Source organism: Pararobbsia alpina, assembly GCF_965118125.1.
Lineage (GTDB): Bacteria > Pseudomonadota > Gammaproteobacteria > Burkholderiales > Burkholderiaceae > Pararobbsia > Pararobbsia alpina_A.
The window spans coordinates 1934551-1956984 of sequence record NZ_OZ221287.1 but is presented as its reverse complement, the minus strand read 5'-3'; the positions used below and the strand labels follow the sequence as shown (position 1 = coordinate 1956984).

Below are 22434 nucleotides of genomic sequence, written 5' to 3'. Positions count from 1 at the left end.
CTCGTATTTCTTCGCCAGGCCACTCGAGACAACGGCCGCGATGGTGCGCGGCACATTTGGGTAGCCGATCAGCCCGCGGCGCTTTTCGCCGCTTCCGAACCCGAGCTCGACGGGGCGGCGTCGGTAAAAAAACTGAAGTGCAGGTCGAGCACGGCCTTGCGCAGCTGCAAGCGGGTGGCGACCTCTTCGATATCGTCAGCGACCAGGTCACGCGCGATCTCGCGATTACCATCCGGCGCGAACTGGATGCAGCGCATCATCTCGTCCAGCAACGGCTTGGCCGCGTCATACGGCACTTTCGTGAGCGACTTGATACCCAGCGCCGCGATTCCCGAAAGCCCCGATTCGAGGAGCTCGTCAGGGATCTCGACGCCGCTGTTCATCATCACAAACAGCGCCCGCGCTCCCCAGTTTTCCGCGTCTTCTGCCGACAGTTCGGTGATGAGGAATGCCTTGCCCTTGTCGCGACCGGCGTTCTTGCCGCTGATCTTGAGAATTTGTGTCTTGCGCATGGTCAGAGCGGCATCGGGATGACGGATTCCCACGTGATTTCGTAGGAAACCGGTTGCAGGGTCTTCTTCGCGTCAGGGATGAGCTTGCCGCGCGTGAGCGTGCCGTTGTTAAGCGAGTACTTCGAGCTGATCGCGCGCAGATAGATCGTGCCGTTCCACTCATACGTTTCCTGTACAGCATCCTGCGCAAGGATCGTATTGACAAAGATCTGATACGAGTTCGAATTCGGCATCAGGGTGAAGCGCTGCTTGACCATATGCGGGATGTAGCCTGCACTCTTCTTGCCATCCATCCCCTGTACGATCTCGGCCAACTCGACGTCGTCCGTGTCGAAGATGTCCTCGGCCGCGTAGCCTTGGAGAAGCTGCGCTGTGGGGTAAATCGTGTCGACCGCCATCATGATGGTGGCGTTCGCCGAAGTGATTGAGCCGGACATGGTGGTTCCCCGTTATTGCACTTCGACAGAAGCGATGTTGAGCTGCTGGACCGAGCCGCCGTCCATAAACCACCAGGTGCAAGGCGGGCTCGTACGAGCACCGCGCACCTGAGCGGTAGCAGGCAGCACCTGCAGGTAGTTGCCCTGGGACGACAGCGTTGCATCGATCTGCTTACCGGCCGCGGTATTGACCGCTGCCGCCTGCTCGAGCGAAAGCGGTACGCCCTTCTGGAACATGCCGAAGTTGCCGGCCTGCGAGATCGGATCACCCGCCGCCGCCTCGATGGCCGCATAGCCAGGATCGGCGTATGGCACAGATTTGAACGACGTCAGCATCGTCATGAACGCAAGCTGGAAGGCATTGCCTGCCCACACTTGATTCACAAACGAATCGATCCAGTCGTACTGACCTGCGATTTGACCCGGGTAGAAGAAGGTGAAGTCGTCGTTCGCGGTGCCATAGTCACCGTAGAAGTTGTAGCCATTGGCGATGAGATTCTCTGCGACCGTGCCGTCGGTGACCGTCGCGGCCAGGCCGGACTGCGACTTGAACGCACAGGTGATGCGGCCGTTCGTCTCCGTGAAGTCGATCGACGCGATCATGCCCATCAGGAAAGCGGCCTGCTTCGGATCCTGATAGATCGGCACAACACCATCCATGCTTTGCTGGCCAACCTGGTATCCGAACGACGTCGTCGCCGGCACCGTCGTCGTCGGGCTCTGATCAGTGTCCCAACCGGCGTAAAGGAAGCGCTTGTTCTGCTGCGAGGTCCACAGCGCGAAGGCCATCTTCTGCGTGTTGCCCGCGCCGTTGTCCGGGTCGAACGTCGTCATGAACGAAACCCAGTTCATGGTGAGCTTCGTCAGGGCACTCATCGCGGTTGCCGGCGTCGCTGCGATCGCGCCCTGAGACGTCACCGCGCCGTTGGCTTGCGTGAGGTTCAGGCCGGCCGCGAGCGTGCCCGTGGCAAAGCCGATCGTCGACGTCGCGCCGGTCGTCGAGGATGCCAGCTGGAAGGCTGCGAGCTGACTGTTGTACGAGCACGTGGGCGAACCGCCCGAGAAGCCGGCAGCGATAAGCGCGGCGGCATTCGAGAAGCTGGTCGCGGCCGACAGATTGATCGCGCTCGAGGTCTTCGCCACGCCGTCGACCGTAACGGTCAGCGTGCCTGAAAGCGCTTGAAGCTGCGAAAGCGTCATAGACGCAAGCGACCCACCACGCAAATAAGCACCAACCGGAGCCGTAGGATATTGATAAAACCGCAATGCGCCCGGTTTTACGTTCGAGTTATCGAATCCGCCGAAATAAACGGCAGCAAGACCATATTCTGTTGAACCTTCACCAAAATAATTACCAACCGCCGGAAGGTTCGGAAATGATGGTGCCGATCCAATCGGCACATTCAGATTTGTCGTGAGCATCACCCCGAGTAAAGCCAGCGCGGAACCGCCCGCACTAAGGACGCTCGGGGTCGAGCTCGCAATCTGGGAGGCAGGGATCGACATCGCTTCAGGCTCCGGGTGGATAAGCCGCGTCTACGCTGATAATGCCGACCGAAACAGCATCTGCAAAATCCTGCGGCGTTTGTGTGACTGGATTGTATTGCAATACCGAGGTGATTATCCAACGGTCTTCATATTGGTTTTCACCGTTAATGAACGCCATTTGCTTAGGCTCATCGCAATATAACGGGCTGATATCAGGATTGATCGCCGTGAAAACCTGATACGCATAATCGTCCCGAAACAACTGAGTAATAATCGCGGCGTTGTCACCCGAGTTCGGCCCGTGCACGTCGAGCTGGACGTGGAAGGCAAACGACGTCTGGACGTTGCGCACGCCGGCGCCGGTTTGCGGCGGATCCTGCACTGTCGGGTCAAAGTATGTGACCGTGTTCGTGTCGAGCCGCGGCTTGAACAGCGGCGTGAGCTCAACCCAGTCATCGGAAACCGGCTCGGGCACGCGGTTCTCTTGCGCCTTCACGATCTCGACGCCGTCCGCGAGTATCCCGGTCAAGAATTGGTTAAACGCGGTGAAGACGTCGTCTTCGGTGATGCTGATCGTCACGGCCATCGCTCACCCCTTTTGCAGTTGGACAGCGAGCGAGCACCAGTCCGGCCATGTCTCGAGCACCGTGACGACCAGCCAGTTCTGCGCCGCCACAGCTGCGGGCGTCGATTTGAAGCTGAAGATGTCACCGCCGCCGGCGACGGGCCCCGGACGATAAACGCTCTGCCAGTCCCCGGAGAGGTACACCTTTCGCAGCACGCCGGTGATGTTCAGGCCGTCAAGGTGCTGAAGTTCCTTCGCGCTCAGTGCCTGCACCTGGATCTGTTGCGCAACCGGGTCGGCGTAGGCCGGCGTGCGTTTCATGTTCGGCGCCGTCGTATATCCAGTGCTCTTGCTGAGCTGCGCGTCGATGAACGGGTTCACCGTGCCGACTACGCCAGACACGAGAGAGTGCATATCCATCGGGGGCCCTTTCAGTTCTCGTCGACCGGACCGTCGACAACGTCGTACGCGACCGAGTTGAGGTAGTTCTTCGTGTCGCGAAGCGGTTGATCGTGGCCCTTCTTGCGAATCGTCGACGGTGCGTTCGGTGGATCGGTGAACGTCCCGATCGTGCGCTTGATGTCACTCACGGCCGCTTCGCCGGCGAGTCGCAGCGCTGCTTCGACGTCGAACCCAGTGCTCTTCAGCCCCGCGGCGAGGACCTTGCTCCAGCGCGCGGCTTTCTCGGTGCTGGTGATCCGCAGCGCCGGCCGCGCGGGAATCACGATGTCGTGCGCCTCGGTCGTCTTGTGATCGCCCTGGAAGTCATTCCCGACGAACCGCGTGCCGACGAACTTGCCCTTCACGATCGCGTCGGTGATGTACTTCGTGCCGCCCGGGTGATGGATGGTCGCGCCGTACTCGTTCCAGAACGCGACGAGCGCAGTGGGCAGTCCGTTCGGGTAGGTCGATCCCTCGAGCACGCCGGCGCGCATGGTCTTCTGCGCGCCCTCAAGGATCTGTGCGAGCTTCGCGTTGAGCTTGGCGCCGCCGGCGACCTTAACGGTAGACACGGCAAGCTGGCACGTACCGAGCCGTGCGGAACGGAAGCGCCAGCTGCCAGTACATGAGCCCGTATTGCGACTGGGCCCAGTACGCTGCGTTCTTCGATTGGACCTGAGCGAACGATGCGTTGACGGTGCCCTCGCCGGCCGACAGCATCTGACCGACGGCGCCGGCATTCGCACCATTGCCGCCGGCGGCGCGCGTAAGCAGGAAGCCGATGTGCGCCGTGACCAGGTAGAGCAGCTTGGTGCGCATCGCGATGTTCGTCACGATTGATGCGTCGGTGTTGTTCACGAACAGCTCGGCGAGCGCGAACCACCCCTCGGTAATCGAGGAGTCCACTAAAGCAAACGCCGCGAACTCCGCGGCGAATGCATTGGGGTCGAAGGCTACGACGGTCATCGACTACGCCGCAGCGCGGCTTCCCTGATCCGCGTCGCGCATCGGATCCTTCGTCGGGTCGATCGGCTCGAAGCCAGTGCGCTCGCGCTCCTTCTCTTTCGCTTGCGAGGCGCCCGAGCGTGCGTCCGCCGCAGGCGTTGCGAAGATCAGCCCGTTCTTGTGCGCAACCGACTTGCCATGCCCTTCAACGATCTCGGCCCACACGGCGCCGTCGATGTTGCGCGTCACACCGAAGCCAGCAACGATATCGCCGGCCAACTCGCCGTTCTTGAAGTCGCGCGACAAGCGATCTTGCCCGTAGGTACCGGTGAACTCGACGACGGTGCCATTGCGCAGCACATACTTAATGCCGTGCGGCAGCTTGCAAAACACGTTCACCGGACCCGACTTCTTCACTTCCGTAGTCTCGGACATGTCAGACCCCCAGCATGGCGTTGACCAGGAACGGCCGATAGATGATCGCGCCCCACGAGCGGCCAGACTTCTTCTCGGCGAAGCTTGAAGCGTGCCGCACCACGCCGTGTGCACGCATGCGCTCCGCGAAACCCAGTTGGCCGGTGACCTTGCCCTCGACCTTCGTCGCGATCATCTGCACGAGATTGCCGCCTGACGTCGCGAACTCCGGAACCGTCTCGATTTCCATGTTCGGGTAGGCAAGCTTGAGTCGATCGCGCAGCACCTGGCCAAAGCTGTTCTGCTTCGTCAGGTTCTGCTCGACGATGTTGGGCATGCCGACTTTGCACGGCGTCTTGGTATTGACGGTACCGTTGCCGGCCGCGATCTCGTTTGCCCACAGCGTCACGAAATCTTCGTAGATCTCGTCGCTGTTCTTCAAGGCCCACGTCGTCGCGCCGGTCGTCGCACCAACGGTCGGAGCAACAGGCGTCGAGAGCGACGGATCGTTCATCAGACCGTAGTTCTGAAGCCCCGACACGCCGAACAGGTTGATTGCGTTTTCCTTCTTACGAAGGATCAGCGCACTCGCCGCCTGCTGGTTGCCCGCGTAGTTCAGTCGCGCCCGCGCCGCCATATCCATCTGACGATCACCCCACTGGGTATTCGTCTGGTAACCGTAGCCCTGGCGTTGCGGGAAGTTCGTGTTGTGGCCCGACATGCCGTTCCCGGAGTAGTCGCCATACGTCGCCGTTTCACCGACCGATTCGACCTCGAGGAACGTCACGGTGTCGTCCGTCCAGTCGCCCTTCTGCACTGCGTCGTAGAGCAGCTCCGAATTCATCGGCGCAACGAGGATTTCGATCGTTTCGGGCTCGAAATAATTCGTGAGCATCGCGGGAATGCCGTTGTTCCCCACGGTGACGAGAGGACCCGCCGCGTCCATCGCCATAATCAGCTCGACGCGCTTCTCGGGCGTCAGCAACTCGGCGCCGCGCGCCAGGTGGATCCCGAAGTTTTTCAGTTGGTCGAGCTTCATGCCAGTTCGCTCCAGGTCGAGATCTTGATGACGGCGTTCGCAGCTCCCCCGCGCGACACCTTGAATTGAGTTTCCACGTTGAGCGTCGACGTGACCGTCTCATTCGCTTCGGTGGCCGTCGCGTTCTGGCTCATCGTGTACGTGCCCGCGCCGCCCGTGCCCGTGCCAAGCGCAGAGACGTACGTGCCCGCAGGAATGCCGGCGCCCGAGATCGGCTGGCCGACTTCAATTGCACCGCCGGTGTTCGCCGAAACGGTAAGCGTCGCGCTACCCGAAGTCGTGCTCGCGGTGATACCAGCGTTCGTCGTCGGTGTCCCGGTTGCAGCGAACGAGAGCGATCCATCACCGTAGTTCGCGTAGACCTTCTGGCCGAGCGTTGCGACATTGGCCGAAGTCGCGAAAAACTCACCTTGCTCGGCGACTTCGATCGGGAAGCCGACCGGCACGACCATGCTCGATTCCTGAAGGTAGTTCGGGATGATCGAGCTCTGGTTGCGAATCGCGAATCCGAGAGGCTTGCCGGCGCCGACGTTCTGCACCTGGTTGTCGGTGTCGGTGCCTGGCCATACGAATCGCGCAATGGTGACGGCCGACTGCGCAATGCGCGAAATCACCGAGATCGGATTCATCGACGCGCGGTCCCCCGGCACGCCGACTTCGGGTTGAGTATTGACTCGAGTCTGGAAGGGCATGACCGCTCCTTACGCTTGCTTGATGTTGGCGAGATGCGGGAACCGCTTAAACAGATCGGCCGCCGTGTTGGCGTCGCCAGCGATCTCCGGCGTCTCGACGCGCTTGCCACGATTAGCAAGCATCATTTCGAACATGCCCTTGAACCCAGCCTTGTCGTGGTCCTTGGTTTCGATACCGCCGACCTTGAGCGCGTGGCCATAGATCGATTCGGCCGAGTCGAACGCCATCGGATCGAGCTTGCCGGTAATCGGCGCAACCGCTTCGACAGCGGCGAAGCGAGCGGCGATGCGCTTTTCGGTGCTCGCAGTGTTCTCGTCGATCATCTTCTGGACGCTCGCCGAGTCCATCGCGCCCGCGTTTTCGGCGGCCGGCGTCTTCTTCGCTGCCTCGGCCGTCGCAGCGGCTTCGTCATTCGCTTCCGTGCCGCCGCTCAGCTTCTCGATGATCTGCTTGAGCATCGCGAGGACTTCGCCGTTACCGTCGTCTTGCGCAGTGGTCGTGTCTGCGGTTTCGCCGAGCGCCTGGACTTCCTCGAGCGCTTCTTCGAGTGCAGTTTCAACGGCGCCGGTGTCGAGCCCCTCGTCCATCGCCAGCTTGAGCTTGGGCAAACGCTTTTTAAGCGCTTCCAATTGCTTGGGATTCAGTTTCACGGTTTTTGCCTTCACAGGAGGATGGATTTGGGAGTCGGCTACTAAAACATCAGGACCCGCACGCCCGTCAACGACAAGACAGACGTGATTAAACTCGATTCCCGTCATTACGATGTCGTATTGGGCGCCATTATATGCACCCTTTGACAGAACGGGAATATAGCGATATGCGCTCGATAACTCCCGTTGCTCGTCTTTTTCGATTTTCGGGATATATTCTCCGTCCCAAAATGCAAGGTCATTATCGAGATACTCGCCGTCAAACTGAGCTGACGAGCCGGTTGTGCCGATAATCAGTTCTTTCTTGGGGTCTTGTGCGGTGACCTGCTTGTGCACTGCGAGGATGGGGATGCGGTTCGCGGTCGCGAGACCCTTCTGCAATTCGTCAGGCGGCCGGAACACCATGTACACCTTGTCCGGGTCCAGCCCGAGCTCGTCCCACTTGGGGATCTCGTACCCGTAATATGGGTTCACGCCGGCCTTGGAGATATGGCTGCGCTCGACGTGCATACGGCCGAACCGATCGATCGAACGAACGCTCGCCTTATCGAAAGCCAGCGTCGGAACGCTATGCATGGGTTTTACGCGCATTTGAGGTCGACCCCGTGAGTAATAACCCACCACATGGCCTTTGATTCAGATTTCCGTGTAACGATGAAAACGATGATAACAGCAGGCTTAAACCACCATTTCAACCTGATTTTTACGTCAATCGTCGTTTTCATCATCAACGCCCGGGATTATGGGCTCCCCGATACAACCGCAATTCGGTAATTCGCCGGGGAAAATCCATTTGCCGTCAATATACAGACCTTTATTCAAATCGAATATTTTTCCGTCTGCGGCAACGTGTGATTCTCGCGGGTGTTTTCCCCCGCCGGTATGACGCCACCGCGCCTTTTTGCATCCGAGTGATTGCTGACGCACTCGAGCCATTTGTGCGGTGGCTTTATTGTTCTGGTCGTTGGCGATGAATTTGGCGCGGCGCCGCGCAATGCAATAGCGCTGCTCGAGCTCGTCGGTCAGAGTCTTGAGATCACGGCCCGCGGTGATGCTGCGCATGACCAGGCCTTCGACTTGCGTGAAGTACTGCTCCTGGATCGACTTGATCAACGAGACATTCTCAGCGACCGAGGCCTGCAGCACGTTATTCGTGATGAGCGTGTCTTTCATTGACACGCCCAGGCCAGTCATCGAGACAGCTGCCTGCTTCGTCGCGCTCGAGGAGTACTTGTCGACCTGCGCAATGAACGAGCGAGCGAACGGGCCAGCATCGTCAGCAAACCGCTTGCGCCATTGAGCGGCACGCTTGCGCAGCTGGGCCGCGAGTTCGCGCGATGGGCTCGCATCCTGCGCAATCTCGATCTCACGACTGCGGTACGTCGCGCGAAGCCAATATAGAACCGAGCGGTGCATCTCATCGATGAGCGCCTCGAGCTTGCGCTGGTAGGTGATGCGAATGCCGGCGTTGGGCAACGTCGGACGCATCTGCCCGGGAAGGCGACGCTTGCGCGGCATTACGCGGCCTGGCGAAGATCATCGGACTGCTCGCCCTCGCCTTCGCCATCTTCGCCAGGCACTGCAGGCGGATCCGGCAAGTCGTCGACGTCGAGCGAGTCATAGCCGCTGTCGGGATCAGCCGCGAGCCTGCCGCGCACCTCCTCCTGAGAGATGACGCCTCGATCGAGGTAAGCGGCATCGGTGTCCGCGTTCGCTTTGCGATTCGTGGCCTTCTCGGTTTCGCTGAGCTCATGCAGCGGCACGAAGCCCCACGTCAGGTCTTCATCGATCGCACCGAACTCACTGAGCTGGATCACTTTGATCGCGATATCGAGCGGGTTCGCGAAGATCTTTGATTGCTGGCTGGCGACATGGTCGTACCAGTTCGACTCGTCGTATTCGCCGGTCGCATTGAAGCCTTTCGGCGAGATCCCGAGCAGCTTCACCGCCGGCGTCCGCACGATCGCAGCGAGCAGCTCGAGCATCTGCGTCAGGATCTCGGCCAGGCCTGACAGCGGCGTGTTGACCTGGACGAACTCTTCGCTGTCGTTGTCGAGCAGGAACAGGCCTTCGTTCGAGGCGAACGCGTTGAAGATCTGCGCGCGGCCCTGCAGATCCTGCATGTCGTCCTGGCCACCGCCCGTGAGGACCTGGCTCATGTCGGTCTTGAGGATCGACGTCGAGAAACGCTTGACCAGTCGAGCGACCGAGATGCGCACCTGGTCGAAGCGATCGACGTAGTCGAGCGCCATCTGCGCGAGCGGGATGCCGAAGAAGTTGTACGCGGGCTTGAGAAGCAGCGGCACGGGGTTCTGCACGAGCTGCAACAGACGCGACGCGTGCACCTCCTTGCCCATGACGTACCAGGCATCCGGCACGTAATAGCCGTCCTTGAGCGGGTTCGATGCGTTGTACGGCGCCGGGTAGCAATTGATTGGCTCGACCAGCTTGAAACCCTTGAAACTGTCCCGCTTGATCTTTCCCGAATCGAGCGTGAGTTTGGTCTTGACCTCGCTCAGGCCCTCGGCCGTGTCGGTGTCATCGCCCATGTCGATGAACAGCATCGCGCCGCCCATGTAGCCGGTCGTGGCCATCGCGGCATTGAAGTGTTCCTTCAACTTGTACTTTTCGGTCGCCTCGGTGAGCTTCTTGATCTTTTCCGCTTCGGCGTCATCGTCGTCATCACCGTCGGTGCCCTGCCCCTTGAACTCGATCCACTTGCGCGTCATCTCGTCCGCAAGGGTCTGCACGATGGCTTGGATGAGCGGGTGCTGTGCGATCAGCGACAGCGCGGCATAACCAATGAAGTCGACACCAGACATGCCATTGAAGCCGACGTGATGGCGAATCGTGTCGGACATCGCGTCGCACATTGAGTCCATCGCGATCTCAGGCGGCTTGCTAGCGCCAGCCGGAATCGTGCCCTTCATGACCATCGGTGGCTTGAAGCGCTCCGCAAGGTCGGCCGCCGTCATGGGCGTGCCTGGTGCAGGAAGCGTGAGTCCGCGGTTGATCTTCAATCCGCGGCGCTTCGGTTTGGGCGCCGGCGGCGGATTGCCGGTCACGGGAGGGAGTTGGGCGGACTGCCCGCCACGAAACCAGTTACGAATGCGGTTGAGCATGGCGGGCATGTCCTACGTCAGTACAGCGAGGCGTTGATTACTTCGTGGCGGTCGCGGCGTAGTCGCCGGACGTAAGCGCTTGGTGCGACGCGATCGAGTGCAGCTTGAGCAGGTAGCCGAGCGCGAGGATCTCGGTACGCAGATCGTCGACCGTGTCGCCCTCGAAGCCGTGGAGCTTCGCAAGGATCGCGGCAAAGCGGTCCTTCGCCTCGCCGTGGTGGGCGACCGGCACGCCGACCATATCGGTCACCGGCACATGCGGCGGGATCGGCGTGCCGTTCGCGTCGACATTCACCGGCGCCGGGTCAGCCACGGCCGCAGTGCTGACCACCGGCGTTTCGTCGACGGGAGTTGCCGCGGTGTCGTCGGTGGGCGTTGCACTTGTCACATACGACGTCGTGTCGCTTTCGGGGGTGCCGGCCGCATCCGAGACATCCGGCTCGTTTGGGGCTGCGTCATCGCTGTCCCGCGAGGGCTCGTCGGACGCGGTCGCTTCCCCATTCGGCGTCGCCTGCTCGTCGCTGGTCGAGTCGGCCGAACTCAAACCAGCCTGGTCGTTTCCCAAGTCATCGGTAGCCGTATCCGAGGCAGCATCCGCGCTTGCTGCTCCAGTGGATGCAGCGGCATCGGACTCCCCCACGTCACCGGCCGTATCGGCTGGCTGCGAATCCGATGGCACATCCGACGAGGGCGGCAACGACTCGCCCGATAGCCCGGCATCGGACTCCCCCGCCACACCCTCGGCCGCGACCGGCGCGTCCGTCACTTCCGGTTTTTCGTCCGGCGTCGCGGCCGGCGCGTCGTCGGTCATGCGCATCGATAGAGCGGCTGAAAGGCCGAAGAGAACAACCGAGAACAGGGAATTGCGCTTCATGATCGAAAATACTCCGTGATTAATGAAATTGCCGTTTATCCCCTAAGCGGCCGTCCTCATTTGTGCGAGTGCTTCGCCAGTAATACGCATGCCCTGGCCTTTGCCTCGGATATAACCATCAAGCCCGTATCTTATACCGTCGATGTGGTGATTATTAGCATCGACGATTATCGGGAGAATATCGCCGGTGATTTTATCGATCTTGTACGAGTAAAGCCCGAATTCCTTAATCGTTTCAACGCAACGCGGGTGAATCACGATTTCATCGAAACCGCGCAAAAACGCGATGCCGTCTTCGACTGAGCCGCCCCATTTCTCGGCCGCTTTGATGCTGAAACCCTGTTTGGCGACGTGCGCGATCGTCTCGGGCCGTGCGCAGTCAGCCTTGATCGGCCACCGGCGCGAACCCGGAATGCCCGGGTATTTCAGCGCGTCCGCCGGCTTCCACTTGGTACGCTGCTCGCCGCGCATGCCTTCGGCGCCGGCGAATAGCTTCCATATATCGTCGAGGTCGGTTTTCCTGCCGTGGGCCTCGAAGTCGACGAATAGCGTGTTGCCCTTCACGAACATGCGATTGAGCGTGGTCGGATCCTTCGCGAAGCCCCAGTCGGCGCCGAAGAAGAACCGAGCCTTCTGCGGTGTTTCGAAGGCCTCGACGCGCCACTTGCCCGAGAAAACGAGCTCGTCGCTGCGCTTGTTGAACTTGCCCAGCCAGATCCAGTTGTACCGGTCCGTGTCGGTGCGCTCCATGGTGGCGCGCTCGAGCTCGAGCTCGTCGGTGAACCATGGGTTGTCGGTGTAGTTGCAGCGGATGATCAGGACGTCGTCGTCCTCGTAGCAGCCGTCCTCGTCGAGCAGCTCGACGTACGGACCGATCAGGTCGACCCACGTCGCGTCAGTTTCGCGGTTCGGGTTGAATGTCACCCAGATCTCCGACCCTGGCTCGCGGATGGTCGGCATGAGATAACCCCACGACTCGCGAGTGACCGAGTCGGCCTCGTCGACCCATGCGATCGAGGCCTTCGTGAAGCCTTTGATACCGCGCTGGTTACGGTAAAGCCCACGGAACGAAAAGCTGCTGCGCGTGGCCGGCACGCGGATGTTCTTCTTCCCCGACACGAACGAGTCAGCAAGGTCGCGGCGCTCAATTTCCTCGACGAGCTCCTGGTAGCTCGACTCCTCGATTGAGTTCTGGATCTCGCGAAGGCACAGGGCACGCTCACGTTGGGCCGACGCTCGAGCGGTCAGGATTGACACGACCGTGCGGGTCTTGGCCGAGCCACGGCCGCCGTAGACGATCTTCTTGCGCTTGGGGTAGATCAGCCGCTCGAGCTTGGCCGGTATGAGGACGGTGGGCGTCGCGTCGGTGGGGTTGCCGTCGATATCGACGCACCGGATGACCTCGCGCTGCATGTTGCAGATCCCGAAGACCGCCGGCTCGGCCTTCGTCGTGATGCCGCGGAAGTAGGCCTCGACACGCGAGATCGCGGCGTTCGAGATACGGCGCCGGCTCATACCTCGCCGTCAAGGAATCGCGCGAGTTCGCCCAGGCGTCCGAGGTAAGCCAGGCGCGTCTCGTGGCCTTGCGCGTCGTCGCCGAGGGAGTCTATCGGAGCGAGCTCGGTGCGCATCGACATGATCGCCGCACGCAGCACGAGCACCTGGGGCGGGCCCAGTTCACGGCCATTGATGATGACGATCGCTTTCATGGTCACTTGCCCTCAGCCAGCATCTTCTCGATCGCCTCGAGGCGAGTGGCGAGCTCGCTGATCTCGAGCACGTCCAGCTTGGCCCGAATCATGTTGACCAGCATCTGGCCCACGTCGGCGGGCACTTTGCCGGTGGACACGGCCTTCATGATCGCGTCGACCTGCTCCACGGGCGACCCGTTCTCGGGGAAATCGAATTGCACGTCCGGAGCAACCGGTTTGGCCACGGGGGCGACGCGCAGCATCAATTCCTTCATGAGCACGACGTCGCATTCATTTACCGCCCGCTTTGCGATCTCCTGATAAAACGCCGACTCGTTATTGCCCGTGGCTTTTTTAATCGCCTCGAGCATTTTCGTGCGCACGTCTTTCCCGCGTCGCGCCTTCGGCTGATTAGTTTTTGAAAATTGAGTCGAGGGATTACCGGTGCCTGCCATTTTGTCGCTCTCAATCCCGATTGAACGGGAAAATCGAATAACGGGATTATCTCGGATTAATTGGCGAGTGCGACCGGCACAGCCGTTAGCTTTTCGAAATTGCGCGACTCGGCATTAACGGCGGCCCGAATATGCGCAGCAACGTCCGGATTGGCGGTGTCGAGCACGTCCAGCAGCTCGAGCACGGTGCGAACCCCGGCGTGAAAGCACATCTGGGCCTGAAGGCGCGCCGCCGGGGGAGCGTTGTTCGGAACCATGCGGCGCTCGACGTCGCGCCATACCGACTCGATGGTGATGACAGGGATAGCGCTCATGGTGTCGGTTCTCAGAACGTGTCGGCGCGTTCGCGGTGCGCCATGTAGGGGGTGCGGATCAGCTGGTTGAAGCGTGCGGCCGCGTCGTGGTCGGTGTTGAGCTCGGCGCGGCTTTCGACGTTGCAGACAGCACGCACCCACGCCGCGGCGTCGGCCGCAGTGGCGCAGGCCTGGTCGGACAGCTCCGCGACCCACGCGCGGAAGTCCAGGTCGTTGCACCACATGCCGGCGAGTTGAGCGAGGGTGCGCATGGTCAAGCCTTGTGCGTGTGATACGCCGTGACGCCCACGCTGGCCGACGTGAACGTCGTGTCCGGATCTGCCCCCTCCGCATTCTCCGCGGACCAGGTGTAGCTGACCGATCCATGGACGTTGACGTAGATGGCCTTGTCTTCGACGTCCGCCAGCATGTCGATGTACGCACCAGCGACCGCGATCACTGCATCGCGGTCCTTCGCATGGCACTTCTGCACGTCGACGACCTGGCCCATTTCCTTGGCCACTCGGGCCTTGGCATCTTCTTTCGTTGCTTCGGTGAATTGGAATGAGAACGACACGGTTTGCTCCTGGGGGTTGGTACAGCGGGGTTAAGCGGTGGGATGGACGAACGCGTCGCACTCGTCGTGCAACGCCTTGAGCATTGCGACGCCGTCGCGCTCGGGAAGCTCGGCGATCACCTTGGTGACGGCGAGCACGACGGTCGCACCAGCGAAGAACGCCATGCGCATTTCGTCGATCTGGATCTGCGGAGCAGTCGGCGAAATAGCCAGGTCGCGCAGCGATTGAAACTGCCGAGCGAGGGTGTCGTTGGGGAAGGCTGACATGTGGTCCTCAGGCATTGTCGAATGAGAAAGCGGGCTGCGCCGGCGGCGCGATGGGAAGCTCGGTCTGCGGCTGCGGTGTGACAATCGGCGTGATGGTCACGACCAGGCGCGCGCCCTCGGCATCCGGTTCGGCGCGACGCGCGGTGATCTCGCGAACCCACACGTCGTCTTCGAATGCGATGCCTTTGAGCGCGTCGAGCAACACCTTCTGAGCGTTGTCGAGGTCGATGCACTGGACCGTGTCCTGCCAACCGTCGCCGTGTTTGCGCTGGCGCGTTTTCCAGTCCTGCGGGCGGTTCGGGAACAGCGTGTACGCGATTGCGACGCGCCCAGTGAATGGACGAACACAGCCAACCGAGCGGAGCATTTCGCCCACGATCGCCTTGAACTCCTTTGCTTCGGGGCTCACGTACGTGCTGACAATGGGCGACCTGCCGGCCTTCGGCGTGATGACACGCGTGCGCCAGTAGCGATTCGCCGAGATCGGATACGGCAAGCGCACGGTGATCGGGCTCACGATGCGTCGCTCCGTTCGGCAATGCGCTGCGCTCGAGCTTCGGCACGCGATACTGTCTCGCCGGCGACGCGCCAGATGCGCATGCCACCAGGCACCGTCCGGCAAACGAATTTCGTGCGATTGGCACGCCCGAAGTTGTGCGCAGCTGCTCGAGCGTTGTTAAGCACCTTCTGGTCGCTCGACTTCACGACGAACGAATCGCCGACGGTCATGCGCTCGAACGGGTATTTCGACGTTCCGCGCTTCGGACCGAGTACCGCCGGCGTGATCGGCACGTCCTTTTCGATCTTGAAGCTCATGCCGCGATCCCTCCCGCTGCTTTTTCTGGGACAAAACCCGCGCGATTCGCGATCTCGATGCCCGTGAGCATCGCGTTCGTGATCGCTTCCTCGAGCACTTCGCGGTACTGGGCTTCGCTTCCGCGCAGGCGATTGCGATCGACGACAGCCAAGCTGCACGCCACCTCTCGGGCGTGAGCTGCGATCGCGGTGGGGACCTTCGGCTTGTGCGTCATGGATGGCTCCGTGTGTGTGCGTGGTGGACGGCTGTGCGAGTTCGCGGATTTCACGCTTCCTCGGCGTACGGCAGGAATTCGGCGGCATGCGTGGGCCCATCGATGCCGACGGTCTTCGGTGGCTCGACAAAACTCTGCTGGCCAGCGTCGAGGGTGAGGCGCTCGACCGTGAGCTCGAGCCGCAAGAGCCAGCCTTGGATCCCGACGTCGAGGTCGTTCGGTAGCAGATCGGCGCGATCGATGGCCTTGAGACGCTTCGAGATCGCGACCTTCGTGCCGTTTTCCCACGCGGGGGTGCCGTAACACGCGCGGATGTCGTTGATCGATTCGACGATGGGCATGACCTGGTCGCGGCGCATGATCTGCGTTTTCGCATCGTTGCTCGAGGCAGCGCCGGCGAAGTGCGCTCCGCAGTACCAGCGACCTGATCCGAGCGTGTCGGCCGACATCGTTCCGAAGCGTGGGCAACCGAATGCGGTGCACATGCCGAGCCCGGGGGTGTGGTTATCGCTCATGCTGCTTGTCCCTCGCGTTTGAGGATTTCAGCGCGGATGCGCACGCGGTAGTCGGCGTAGCTCTCGCCGCTGTAGGCGAACATGCCGAGCTCTTTGCCCTTGCGAGTCGTGCCCTCGTCGGACTTGTCCCATTCGTCGCGTGGCTTGCGCACGCGAGTGGGGCGTCGGTTCTTCTCGATGAAGGATTTGACGAAGCCGGCGTTGATTGGCATCGGGTCGTTCGTCGCTTCGCGATCGGCGACAGCTGCTTCGTATGCCCGCCTGAGCTCCGCGTCGGTGACGCCGAGGTCTGCGATCTCGATGACTTGGATGTTGCTGGCCGTGATGCCGCGCGCCTGCTTGTGGCGTTCGCGTTCCCAGCCGATGAGCGATTTCGAGATTTCGACGGCGGGCAGCGTGCCCTTTTCGCCCTCAGGTGCGGGTGTACCGGTGACGCCGGACGTAGAGAAGGTTTTAAGGTTTACTGTCCTGTTATGTCCTGTTGTGTCTATAGCCGTTGCAGGTGCGTCACGGGTGACGTCACCGGTTACGCTACCTGCGACGCTTTCCGTCCCAGGTGTGACGCTATTTGTCACCGGTTTTGTTTCAGGCAACGACGCAACGAGACGTTCCAGGTCGCCTGTTTTTGTGTCCCAGGCTGGCACGATTCCGTGCTGGCGCAAGAGTGCGAACATTTCCTTGCGGCGCTCACGCAGGCGTTGCTGGCGGGTCTGTTGGTTCTCTTCACGTTCGGCGCGCTCTTCGCGACGGCCCATCGCTTCGATGGCCTTCTCGGCGATCACAGGGTGATACAGGCGTCCGTCAGTGCATTTCACAAAGCCACGTAGCGCGACGTCGCGCACGCGTTTCCACTTCGGCATGTTCTCGGATAGACCAGCCAGATGCGCGAGGAGACGATCGTCGTCGGGCAAACTCGCCGCGGGAACCTGCAGCCACGACTTGGCCCAGAGTCGGAACGCAGTCTTGAATTCGTCACCGGTCGACAGTCCGAACGTGTCGCTGTCGATGACGCGCACGACGTCGAGCGGCATCCAGGTGAGCCCGCGCAGGTCGCAGTCGGCCGGCGTGAGGGGATTGGGTAGTTCAATCATGCGATGAGCCTTCCCTGCGCTCGCTCGAGCTCTAAGCGATCGGTGAGCGCCGGATTCATCCAAAGAGATTCGACGCGAGCTCGAGCACCGTCGGCTCGTGTCAGTCGATCGGAGCGAACCCACCCGGCGAACACATCGTCATAGAGGTCACTGCGGTACCCGCTGATCGCGACCATTCCGCGCGCGCCACGCATAGCGCACGCAAGCAGGCGATGGTCGTTGTCTGTGAGCTCGAATCGATAGTCCGCGCCCTTGTCACGCGTCGACGCGACATACGGCGGATCAAGATAGAAAAGCGTGTCCGTAGAATCCTGCTCAGCGATGAGTCCGAGGGCATCGCGGCACTCAATGACAACGCCGCGAAGCCGCTCGATGATCTGAGCGAAAGCTTCGGGAAGATTTCTCCAATCGCCACAAGGCGACGTACCGCTCGCGCGCGAGTGACGCCGGAAACCGGTCAACCGATTGTGCGAGTTCGAGCCATGTCCCATGAACGAGCGCACGACGACGCGCCTTGCGCGTTCGAGATCGTCCTCGCTTCGTTCATAGGAGAGGCGGAATTCGTCGCGCGAATACGGTGTGAGCTCGAGCACGTGGAGCAGCTCTGGCCCGCGATCACGCGCGACGCGAAACAGGTTCACGAGCTCGCCATCCAGATCGTTGTAGACGTCCTGGTATGAACGCTCTTTTGACAAAAGCACCGAGGCAGCGCCGCCATACGGCTCGACGTAGATGCGATGCACAGGAAAATGCGAAATGATCCAATCGGCAAGCTTGAACTTGCCGCCATGGAACCGAAGGATCGGCCTTGTGACTCCGCTCACGAATTACCCCGCGTGTGTCCCATCTTGTCCCACGCTGGCAGCGCCAATAGCGCGCACGAGCGCGGCTCGCAATGCGAGCGCACAGCTGCGCCCTGCTCCTACTGGCTACGGCACCGTCCCAACTTCGCCCAGGTCGGCACTGACGCCCGAGATCTCCGGCGGCAACATTCCGATCACGCCAAGCAGCGACATGCGAAGCGCGCGCTGCATAGCTGCGGACGTGCTCTCAATGCCGTGGATTGCCTGGTAGCGCTGGAGCGCCTCGTAGGTCAGATCGTCGAGGCGCGTTTTCACCTCGTTACGGAAGGCCGCGCGATTTCGTCGCGCGCCAGCTGAGCCGCGCGAGGCGGCGGGATGGTTCGGATTCATGCGGCGGCCTGCTCGGAAGGTGGCGATGTCAGGTCAACGACCGGCGCAATAAAGCCCTCGGGCACTGGGCGTCCCGCCTGCACGGCCGCACCGATGACCATCGCGGTTTGCTTTTGGTCCAGCGCATCCGGCCATTGGGAGATCGCGCCCTTGGTGATCCCGAGCGCGCGGGCAAGCGCGGTGCCGGTCCCGAAGATCGTGATCGCCTGCTGCTTCGTGAGATTCATTGCAACGGCTCCAGTAGTCGTAGCCGGCAGTATAGAACCCTAAACGCAAAAAGAGAAGCGATCTAAACCGCGCATAGTTTAGATTCCTGACCCATGAGCACACTGAGCGAACGAATCCAACAAGTCCTTACTGAGACTGGTGTTGACCAGGTCCAACTGGGCCAGGCCGCCGGCGTCACTAAGGGCACCGTCAATCAGTGGCTAACGGGGGCGATCAAGTCGATCAAGCTCGAGTACGCCGTTGGCATCCAGGAGAAGTTCGGATACAACCCCGTCTGGTTGGTGATGGATAAGGGAAACCCCAAGGTGCCGGGGATTCATCACACAGATCCTTTCGAACCGATACCATTGCCGGCCAGAACAAGAATTCCAGTGGTGGGGTTGGCGCAATTGGGTGACAACGGATTTTGGGCGGACGTCGAGTACGCCGTCGGCCAGGGCGATGGCTACATTGACTTCCCCTCGCGCGATCGCGAGGCATATGGGATCAAGTGCAAAGGCGACTCGATGCTGCCGCGAATCCGCGACGGCGAGTTCGTGGTCGTCGAGCCGAATCACGAGATCGACAACGGCGACGAGGTCCTGGTCAAGGCCAGCGACGGTCGCGTCATGGTCAAGATTTTCCTATATTCGCGGGCGGGCCGCGTGCACTTGCAGTCGGTGAACCGCGAGCACGGTGACATCGCGATCGACAAAGACAAGATCGACCGCATGCACTTCGTCGCCGCTATCGTAAAGCCGTCGTTCTGGAAACCCGAATGAAGCGCATGCCGCGCAAAATTCTCCAAAGACGGGCCACACTGTGGCCGACCCCAAAATATTTGGTTTGCGTGGGCATCAGAATTGTGTGTTGAAGCGCTGATGCGAAGCGCTTAAACGTGTACTACTGCGAACACGAAGGTTCTCCGCGACGCTCCGACGAGGAATGCATGAGCAACAGACCTAGCAATCAGGAACGTGACGATCGCGTGAAGGTGCGCCGATGCCCCGGTTGTGGGAGCCCGCTAAGCAAATTCGCGATCACAGCCCTTCCCATGCCCATCGAGCAATATTGGCTCCCCCGTCTGCAGGAAATTAACAATACTCTCGGATTTTCGATCCGCGGCGTCGGTCAAACCGACGTTCTGGAGCTGCAATTTATTGCATTTACGGGTGCTTGCGAAAGCTGTTCGTTAATCTCGACTTGGGATTTTTCCGCTGCGGAAATCAATGCGATAGCGGAGAACCCCCATAAATATCCCCACGCCCAAATCCAATGGCGGTACGCACCCGAAACCGTCAACATGATGGTGGCGAATGCACCGGCTTGGATTCGCCCCACACTTGAGGGCCTCAGGGATCGATTCTCTGGTACACGAGCGCCGACTTCCCCCACAAAGAGCGAGGGATAACATGGCGAGATTTATTGGGAATCGTGACAAAGTCGTCGAGCTTAGAACGTTTCACAAGAAGCCAACAAGCAAGGCCGGCAGAACTTTTGAGGATCTTGTACAGCTTAATACCGATGAGCTCATCGGCGGCGGTGACACGCGAGAGGCTCGCAAGACCTTCAGAATCAACGAAGCGCTTATCAAGGCGCAGGGGAACGTGCCTGTCGAATACGCGGCGGCCATCGCTGCTGCGGCCGTTGCGGCTTCAAAGGCGGCGTCCAAATCTCAAAGAAGAGGGAAACACACGGGTGCTGCAGGGACACAGGCGGAGGCGCAAAATAGTATTCCTCCTGAGGCAGCCCAGTTATCAGCTGGCTCTAACGCTGAAGAAAGTGACGACGACATACTGGAGCGAGCAGTCGAGCTACTCAAAGCTCGAGGTTACAGCGAGCAGCTCGAAGCTCATGTCGGGCGGACTGGCAGCGTCGGGACTGCTCGGGAGGAAGAGAAAAAGGAACCGCAACCGATGAACGCACCTTCACGGGAAGAATTCGAAGCACGCCTTGAAACTATCGAGGTGAAGATGGACGCACGAACCAAGTCCATCGAAGACAAAATCGACGGACTGGTGGCACGCCTCACAGAGCGCGATCAGCGTCTAGAGATGCTGGCGCAGCAGGCCACGAAGAGCGCCGAAAGCGCGGCCCAGTCAGCCGAGAAAGCTGCCGGGCTACGCGCGTCCTATTGGGCAAGCGCTGTTGTCACAATTGTCTCGGTGCTCGCAATCGCAGCCGGGATGTTTATCGGCATGAAGCAGTCCGACGAATCGCTCGTGCAAGCAACGCTCTCTGTGTTCCAAGCAGGCCAAGCTGCGGGAGCTTCTGCCCCAGCGCCATCGCTCCCCAGCGCGATTAAGCCCCAGACACTCCCGTCTCTGGGGAAATGACCACGGGTCGAAAATGCCATTCCCGCTTCGGCGGGATTTTTTTCGTCCGTCTGGTTTAGACCTCTTGACTCTTTAAGTTTAGGTTTCTACACTGCCTCCAATCGCTGAAGTTCAGCGTTCTACCGAGAGGCAGCAATGTGCCCTACACAGGTCACCACGCAGGTCAGCGCCGCGCCGGTCGTGAGCACGGCTGACCTCGCGTCGTTCAAACGCGCCTTCCCCGAGGGCGTGACGCAGTTTCAGGTCTACACGGCGATGCACGCGCAGCAGCTCGAGCTGGTGCTGTGCATCCGCTCGCTGCTCTCGCAGTTGCCGAACGTCGAGATCATCGGCGAATACCAGGCGCTCGATATCCAGCACAAGGCGTGCAAACAAATGCGCGAGTCGCTCAACGCGACCATCACGCGTGCGCGCGCTGCCGTCGCTACTCACACGGGGTGCTGAGCATGATCTTCCTCCCGATCGTGCCGCCTCAACCGCGACCGCTTGTCTTGACGACGTGGATCGTCGACGACTTTGGCAACGAGATTCACGTCACGCCGTTCCCGAAATTGTCTCCGAGCACCCGCTGTGTCGGTGTCTCGAACGGCCTCTGGAATTACCTGGTCGGTCTGAATCAGAGGGCCGAGTAATGCGCCGCGCCACTCCCTACCGCACGCCCGAACACAACGCGCTGCTGCGCGAAGCAGACCGCCAGCGCCAGCAGCTCAATAACCTGCGCGCGTTCGTCGCTTGCGCCGTGATCGTCGTCGCGCTCGTGTTCGATGCCGTGCACGTGCTGGTCAACGGAGGCTGATCCATGAGCTTCCTTCGCTATCGACACATCCTGCGCACGCTCAATCGCGAGCAGCGCCGTCGCTGGGCCGAGATGAAGGCCCGGTTTCCGCAACCGCGCGTGCAGATCTCGATCGCGGCTGTACCGCCGTCGGTTGCGCGCCAATACACGCACGTGAAGGTGGGCTGACATGGCACACACACCTCGCCCATGGCGCCCTGGAAAGCATGGTGGCTGCGTCGTTTCGGACAAACCGCCGCAGGGCGTGCGCAAAGAAACCGGCCATGCCGACGTCGACTACTACGGCGGATTCCTGATTTGCGAGAGCGTGTTTCGCATTGAAGACGCATGGCTCATTTCCGCCGCTCCCGATTTGTATCGCGTCGCCAAGGATTTCGAAGAAGTCCTGAAGGAACTTGGTCTGTTCTGCGAGTGCGGTCGGGACGACTGCCGCACCACGCGACTTCGCGTCGCGCTCTCGAAGGTTACCCCGCTGTTACCCGCCCCAACCACCCGGAGTGATTCATGAATACGCAAACGCATGCAGTACCCGAAATCGCGATGGACTCGGTCGAGTCGTCGCAGATCCACTCACTCGGCTATGACCAGGCGCATCGCCGCATGGCCGTGCGCTTCAAGGACCGCAAGACCGGTGCCCCGACGTCGCTCTACCACTATGACAACGTCCAGCAGTCGGACTTCGACGCGCTGAAGAACGCGGAGTCGATCGGCTCGCATTTCTACAAGGTCATCAAGCCGTACCCCGAGATCTTCCCGTACCGCTGCATCGAGAAGCAGCCGGCGGCCGAGTAACGCATTCCAA

General features: G+C 60.8%; 38 protein-coding genes. 9 read left to right on the top strand and 29 right to left on the bottom strand.

What is annotated here, in order from left to right; all coding sequences use genetic code 11:
* Positions 1 to 68: 68 nt before the first annotated feature.
* The 29 genes from ACMFWR_RS08560 to ACMFWR_RS08420 form a co-directional block, all read right to left on the bottom strand.
* Entirely contained in the window at positions 69 to 512 is a 444-nt protein-coding gene (locus tag ACMFWR_RS08560) for a hypothetical protein (protein WP_413194570.1), read from the bottom strand.
* Between the two features lie 2 nt (positions 513 to 514).
* A complete protein-coding gene (locus tag ACMFWR_RS08555; protein ID WP_413194569.1) occupies positions 515 to 949 on the bottom strand; it encodes a phage tail fiber protein in 435 nt (144 codons plus the stop codon).
* A gap of 12 nt (positions 950 to 961) precedes the next feature.
* A complete protein-coding gene (locus ACMFWR_RS08550; protein WP_413194568.1) occupies positions 962 to 2455 on the bottom strand; it encodes a DUF3383 domain-containing protein in 1494 nt (497 codons plus the stop codon).
* 4 nt (positions 2456 to 2459) lie between these two features.
* Positions 2460 to 3023 (bottom strand): LIC_12616 family protein, encoded by a 564-nt coding sequence (locus ACMFWR_RS08545; protein WP_413194567.1) that lies wholly within the window; start codon positions 3021 to 3023, stop codon positions 2460 to 2462.
* 3 nt (positions 3024 to 3026) lie between these two features.
* Positions 3027 to 3422: a hypothetical protein gene (locus tag ACMFWR_RS08540; protein ID WP_413194566.1), complete on the bottom strand. Its 396-nt coding sequence runs from the start codon at positions 3420 to 3422 to the stop codon at positions 3027 to 3029.
* Positions 3423 to 3433: 11 nt separating this feature from the next.
* A complete protein-coding gene (locus ACMFWR_RS08535) occupies positions 3434 to 4015 on the bottom strand; it encodes a hypothetical protein (RefSeq protein WP_413194565.1) in 582 nt (193 codons plus the stop codon).
* On the bottom strand, positions 4002 to 4409 hold the full coding sequence (locus ACMFWR_RS08530; protein ID WP_413194564.1) for a DUF4054 domain-containing protein: 408 nt from the start codon (positions 4407 to 4409) through the stop codon (positions 4002 to 4004). Before ACMFWR_RS08530 ends, ACMFWR_RS08535 begins: the two co-directional genes overlap by 14 nt.
* A gap of 3 nt (positions 4410 to 4412) precedes the next feature.
* On the bottom strand, positions 4413 to 4823 hold the full coding sequence (locus ACMFWR_RS08525; RefSeq protein ID WP_413194563.1) for a hypothetical protein: 411 nt from the start codon (positions 4821 to 4823) through the stop codon (positions 4413 to 4415).
* Position 4824: 1 nt separating this feature from the next.
* Positions 4825 to 5841 carry a DUF2184 domain-containing protein gene (locus ACMFWR_RS08520; RefSeq protein WP_413194562.1) on the bottom strand — a complete coding sequence of 339 codons (1017 nt, stop codon included), beginning with the start codon at positions 5839 to 5841 and terminating at the stop codon, positions 4825 to 4827.
* Positions 5838 to 6533 carry a hypothetical protein gene (locus tag ACMFWR_RS08515; RefSeq protein WP_413194561.1) on the bottom strand — a complete coding sequence of 232 codons (696 nt, stop codon included), beginning with the start codon at positions 6531 to 6533 and terminating at the stop codon, positions 5838 to 5840. The genes ACMFWR_RS08520 and ACMFWR_RS08515 overlap by 4 nt, the downstream gene beginning before the upstream one ends.
* A gap of 9 nt (positions 6534 to 6542) precedes the next feature.
* Positions 6543 to 7694, bottom strand: a complete 1152-nt coding sequence (locus ACMFWR_RS08510) for a DUF2213 domain-containing protein (protein WP_413194560.1) — start codon at positions 7692 to 7694, stop codon at positions 6543 to 6545.
* A gap of 198 nt (positions 7695 to 7892) precedes the next feature.
* Positions 7893 to 8357 (bottom strand): phage minor head protein, encoded by a 465-nt coding sequence (locus ACMFWR_RS08505; RefSeq protein ID WP_413194559.1) that lies wholly within the window; start codon positions 8355 to 8357, stop codon positions 7893 to 7895.
* A 344-nt stretch (positions 8358 to 8701) separates the two neighbouring features.
* The gene (locus ACMFWR_RS08500; protein WP_413194558.1) at positions 8702 to 10306 is read right to left on the bottom strand and encodes a DUF1073 domain-containing protein; all 1605 of its coding nucleotides are present in this window, start codon (positions 10304 to 10306) and stop codon (positions 8702 to 8704) included.
* Positions 10307 to 10343: 37 nt separating this feature from the next.
* On the bottom strand, positions 10344 to 11180 hold the full coding sequence (locus ACMFWR_RS08495; protein WP_413194557.1) for a hypothetical protein: 837 nt from the start codon (positions 11178 to 11180) through the stop codon (positions 10344 to 10346).
* A 42-nt stretch (positions 11181 to 11222) separates the two neighbouring features.
* The gene (locus ACMFWR_RS08490) at positions 11223 to 12695 is read right to left on the bottom strand and encodes a PBSX family phage terminase large subunit (protein WP_413194556.1); all 1473 of its coding nucleotides are present in this window, start codon (positions 12693 to 12695) and stop codon (positions 11223 to 11225) included.
* Positions 12692 to 12889 (bottom strand): hypothetical protein, encoded by a 198-nt coding sequence (locus tag ACMFWR_RS08485; protein WP_413194555.1) that lies wholly within the window; start codon positions 12887 to 12889, stop codon positions 12692 to 12694. The genes ACMFWR_RS08490 and ACMFWR_RS08485 overlap by 4 nt, the downstream gene beginning before the upstream one ends.
* A 2-nt stretch (positions 12890 to 12891) precedes the next feature.
* Positions 12892 to 13326, bottom strand: coding sequence for a hypothetical protein (locus tag ACMFWR_RS08480; protein ID WP_413194554.1), 435 nt, complete (start codon positions 13324 to 13326; stop codon positions 12892 to 12894).
* Between the two features lie 56 nt (positions 13327 to 13382).
* Positions 13383 to 13640 carry a hypothetical protein gene (locus ACMFWR_RS08475; RefSeq protein WP_413194553.1) on the bottom strand — a complete coding sequence of 86 codons (258 nt, stop codon included), beginning with the start codon at positions 13638 to 13640 and terminating at the stop codon, positions 13383 to 13385.
* An 11-nt stretch (positions 13641 to 13651) separates the two neighbouring features.
* Positions 13652 to 13891 carry a hypothetical protein gene (locus ACMFWR_RS08470; protein ID WP_413194552.1) on the bottom strand — a complete coding sequence of 80 codons (240 nt, stop codon included), beginning with the start codon at positions 13889 to 13891 and terminating at the stop codon, positions 13652 to 13654.
* A gap of 2 nt (positions 13892 to 13893) precedes the next feature.
* Complete coding sequence (locus ACMFWR_RS08465; protein ID WP_413194551.1) at positions 13894 to 14196, bottom strand: hypothetical protein; 303 nt, start codon at positions 14194 to 14196, stop codon at positions 13894 to 13896.
* 30 nt (positions 14197 to 14226) lie between these two features.
* The gene (locus ACMFWR_RS08460) at positions 14227 to 14463 is read right to left on the bottom strand and encodes a hypothetical protein (RefSeq protein ID WP_413194550.1); all 237 of its coding nucleotides are present in this window, start codon (positions 14461 to 14463) and stop codon (positions 14227 to 14229) included.
* A 7-nt stretch (positions 14464 to 14470) separates the two neighbouring features.
* Complete coding sequence (locus ACMFWR_RS08455; protein ID WP_413194549.1) at positions 14471 to 14980, bottom strand: RusA family crossover junction endodeoxyribonuclease; 510 nt, start codon at positions 14978 to 14980, stop codon at positions 14471 to 14473.
* A complete protein-coding gene (locus ACMFWR_RS08450; RefSeq protein WP_413194548.1) occupies positions 14977 to 15279 on the bottom strand; it encodes a hypothetical protein in 303 nt (100 codons plus the stop codon). Before ACMFWR_RS08450 ends, ACMFWR_RS08455 begins: the two co-directional genes overlap by 4 nt.
* Positions 15276 to 15494 carry a hypothetical protein gene (locus tag ACMFWR_RS08445; protein ID WP_413194547.1) on the bottom strand — a complete coding sequence of 73 codons (219 nt, stop codon included), beginning with the start codon at positions 15492 to 15494 and terminating at the stop codon, positions 15276 to 15278. The genes ACMFWR_RS08450 and ACMFWR_RS08445 overlap by 4 nt, the downstream gene beginning before the upstream one ends.
* A gap of 50 nt (positions 15495 to 15544) precedes the next feature.
* Positions 15545 to 16009: a hypothetical protein gene (locus ACMFWR_RS08440; RefSeq protein ID WP_413194546.1), complete on the bottom strand. Its 465-nt coding sequence runs from the start codon at positions 16007 to 16009 to the stop codon at positions 15545 to 15547.
* Positions 16006 to 17040 (bottom strand): DUF1376 domain-containing protein, encoded by a 1035-nt coding sequence (locus tag ACMFWR_RS08435; protein WP_413194545.1) that lies wholly within the window; start codon positions 17038 to 17040, stop codon positions 16006 to 16008. Before ACMFWR_RS08435 ends, ACMFWR_RS08440 begins: the two co-directional genes overlap by 4 nt.
* A 56-nt stretch (positions 17041 to 17096) precedes the next feature.
* The gene (locus tag ACMFWR_RS08430; protein WP_413194544.1) at positions 17097 to 17924 is read right to left on the bottom strand and encodes a DNA adenine methylase; all 828 of its coding nucleotides are present in this window, start codon (positions 17922 to 17924) and stop codon (positions 17097 to 17099) included.
* A gap of 105 nt (positions 17925 to 18029) precedes the next feature.
* Positions 18030 to 18293, bottom strand: coding sequence for a hypothetical protein (locus ACMFWR_RS08425; RefSeq protein ID WP_413194543.1), 264 nt, complete (start codon positions 18291 to 18293; stop codon positions 18030 to 18032).
* Positions 18290 to 18520 (bottom strand): Cro/CI family transcriptional regulator, encoded by a 231-nt coding sequence (locus ACMFWR_RS08420; protein ID WP_413194542.1) that lies wholly within the window; start codon positions 18518 to 18520, stop codon positions 18290 to 18292. Before ACMFWR_RS08420 ends, ACMFWR_RS08425 begins: the two co-directional genes overlap by 4 nt.
* Before the next feature lie 93 nt (positions 18521 to 18613).
* Between ACMFWR_RS08420 and ACMFWR_RS08415 the strand changes: the two genes are divergently transcribed.
* The 9 genes from ACMFWR_RS08415 (at position 18614) to ACMFWR_RS08375 (ending at position 22424) form a co-directional block, all read left to right on the top strand.
* Positions 18614 to 19282 (top strand): LexA family transcriptional regulator, encoded by a 669-nt coding sequence (locus ACMFWR_RS08415; protein WP_413194541.1) that lies wholly within the window; start codon positions 18614 to 18616, stop codon positions 19280 to 19282.
* Between the two features lie 167 nt (positions 19283 to 19449).
* The gene (locus tag ACMFWR_RS08410; RefSeq protein ID WP_413194540.1) at positions 19450 to 19911 is read left to right on the top strand and encodes a hypothetical protein; all 462 of its coding nucleotides are present in this window, start codon (positions 19450 to 19452) and stop codon (positions 19909 to 19911) included.
* A 1-nt stretch (position 19912) separates the two neighbouring features.
* On the top strand, positions 19913 to 20836 hold the full coding sequence (locus ACMFWR_RS08405; protein ID WP_413194539.1) for a hypothetical protein: 924 nt from the start codon (positions 19913 to 19915) through the stop codon (positions 20834 to 20836).
* A gap of 135 nt (positions 20837 to 20971) precedes the next feature.
* The gene (locus tag ACMFWR_RS08400; protein WP_413194538.1) at positions 20972 to 21280 is read left to right on the top strand and encodes a hypothetical protein; all 309 of its coding nucleotides are present in this window, start codon (positions 20972 to 20974) and stop codon (positions 21278 to 21280) included.
* 2 nt (positions 21281 to 21282) lie between these two features.
* Positions 21283 to 21468: a hypothetical protein gene (locus tag ACMFWR_RS08395; protein WP_413194537.1), complete on the top strand. Its 186-nt coding sequence runs from the start codon at positions 21283 to 21285 to the stop codon at positions 21466 to 21468.
* Entirely contained in the window at positions 21468 to 21632 is a 165-nt protein-coding gene (locus tag ACMFWR_RS08390; protein WP_413194536.1) for a hypothetical protein, read from the top strand. Before ACMFWR_RS08395 ends, ACMFWR_RS08390 begins: the two co-directional genes overlap by 1 nt.
* 3 nt (positions 21633 to 21635) lie before the next feature.
* On the top strand, positions 21636 to 21800 hold the full coding sequence (locus tag ACMFWR_RS08385; RefSeq protein WP_413194535.1) for a hypothetical protein: 165 nt from the start codon (positions 21636 to 21638) through the stop codon (positions 21798 to 21800).
* A 1-nt stretch (position 21801) separates the two neighbouring features.
* Entirely contained in the window at positions 21802 to 22140 is a 339-nt protein-coding gene (locus ACMFWR_RS08380) for a hypothetical protein (protein WP_413194534.1), read from the top strand.
* Entirely contained in the window at positions 22137 to 22424 is a 288-nt protein-coding gene (locus ACMFWR_RS08375; protein ID WP_413194533.1) for a KTSC domain-containing protein, read from the top strand. Before ACMFWR_RS08380 ends, ACMFWR_RS08375 begins: the two co-directional genes overlap by 4 nt.
* Positions 22425 to 22434 lie beyond the last annotated feature (10 nt).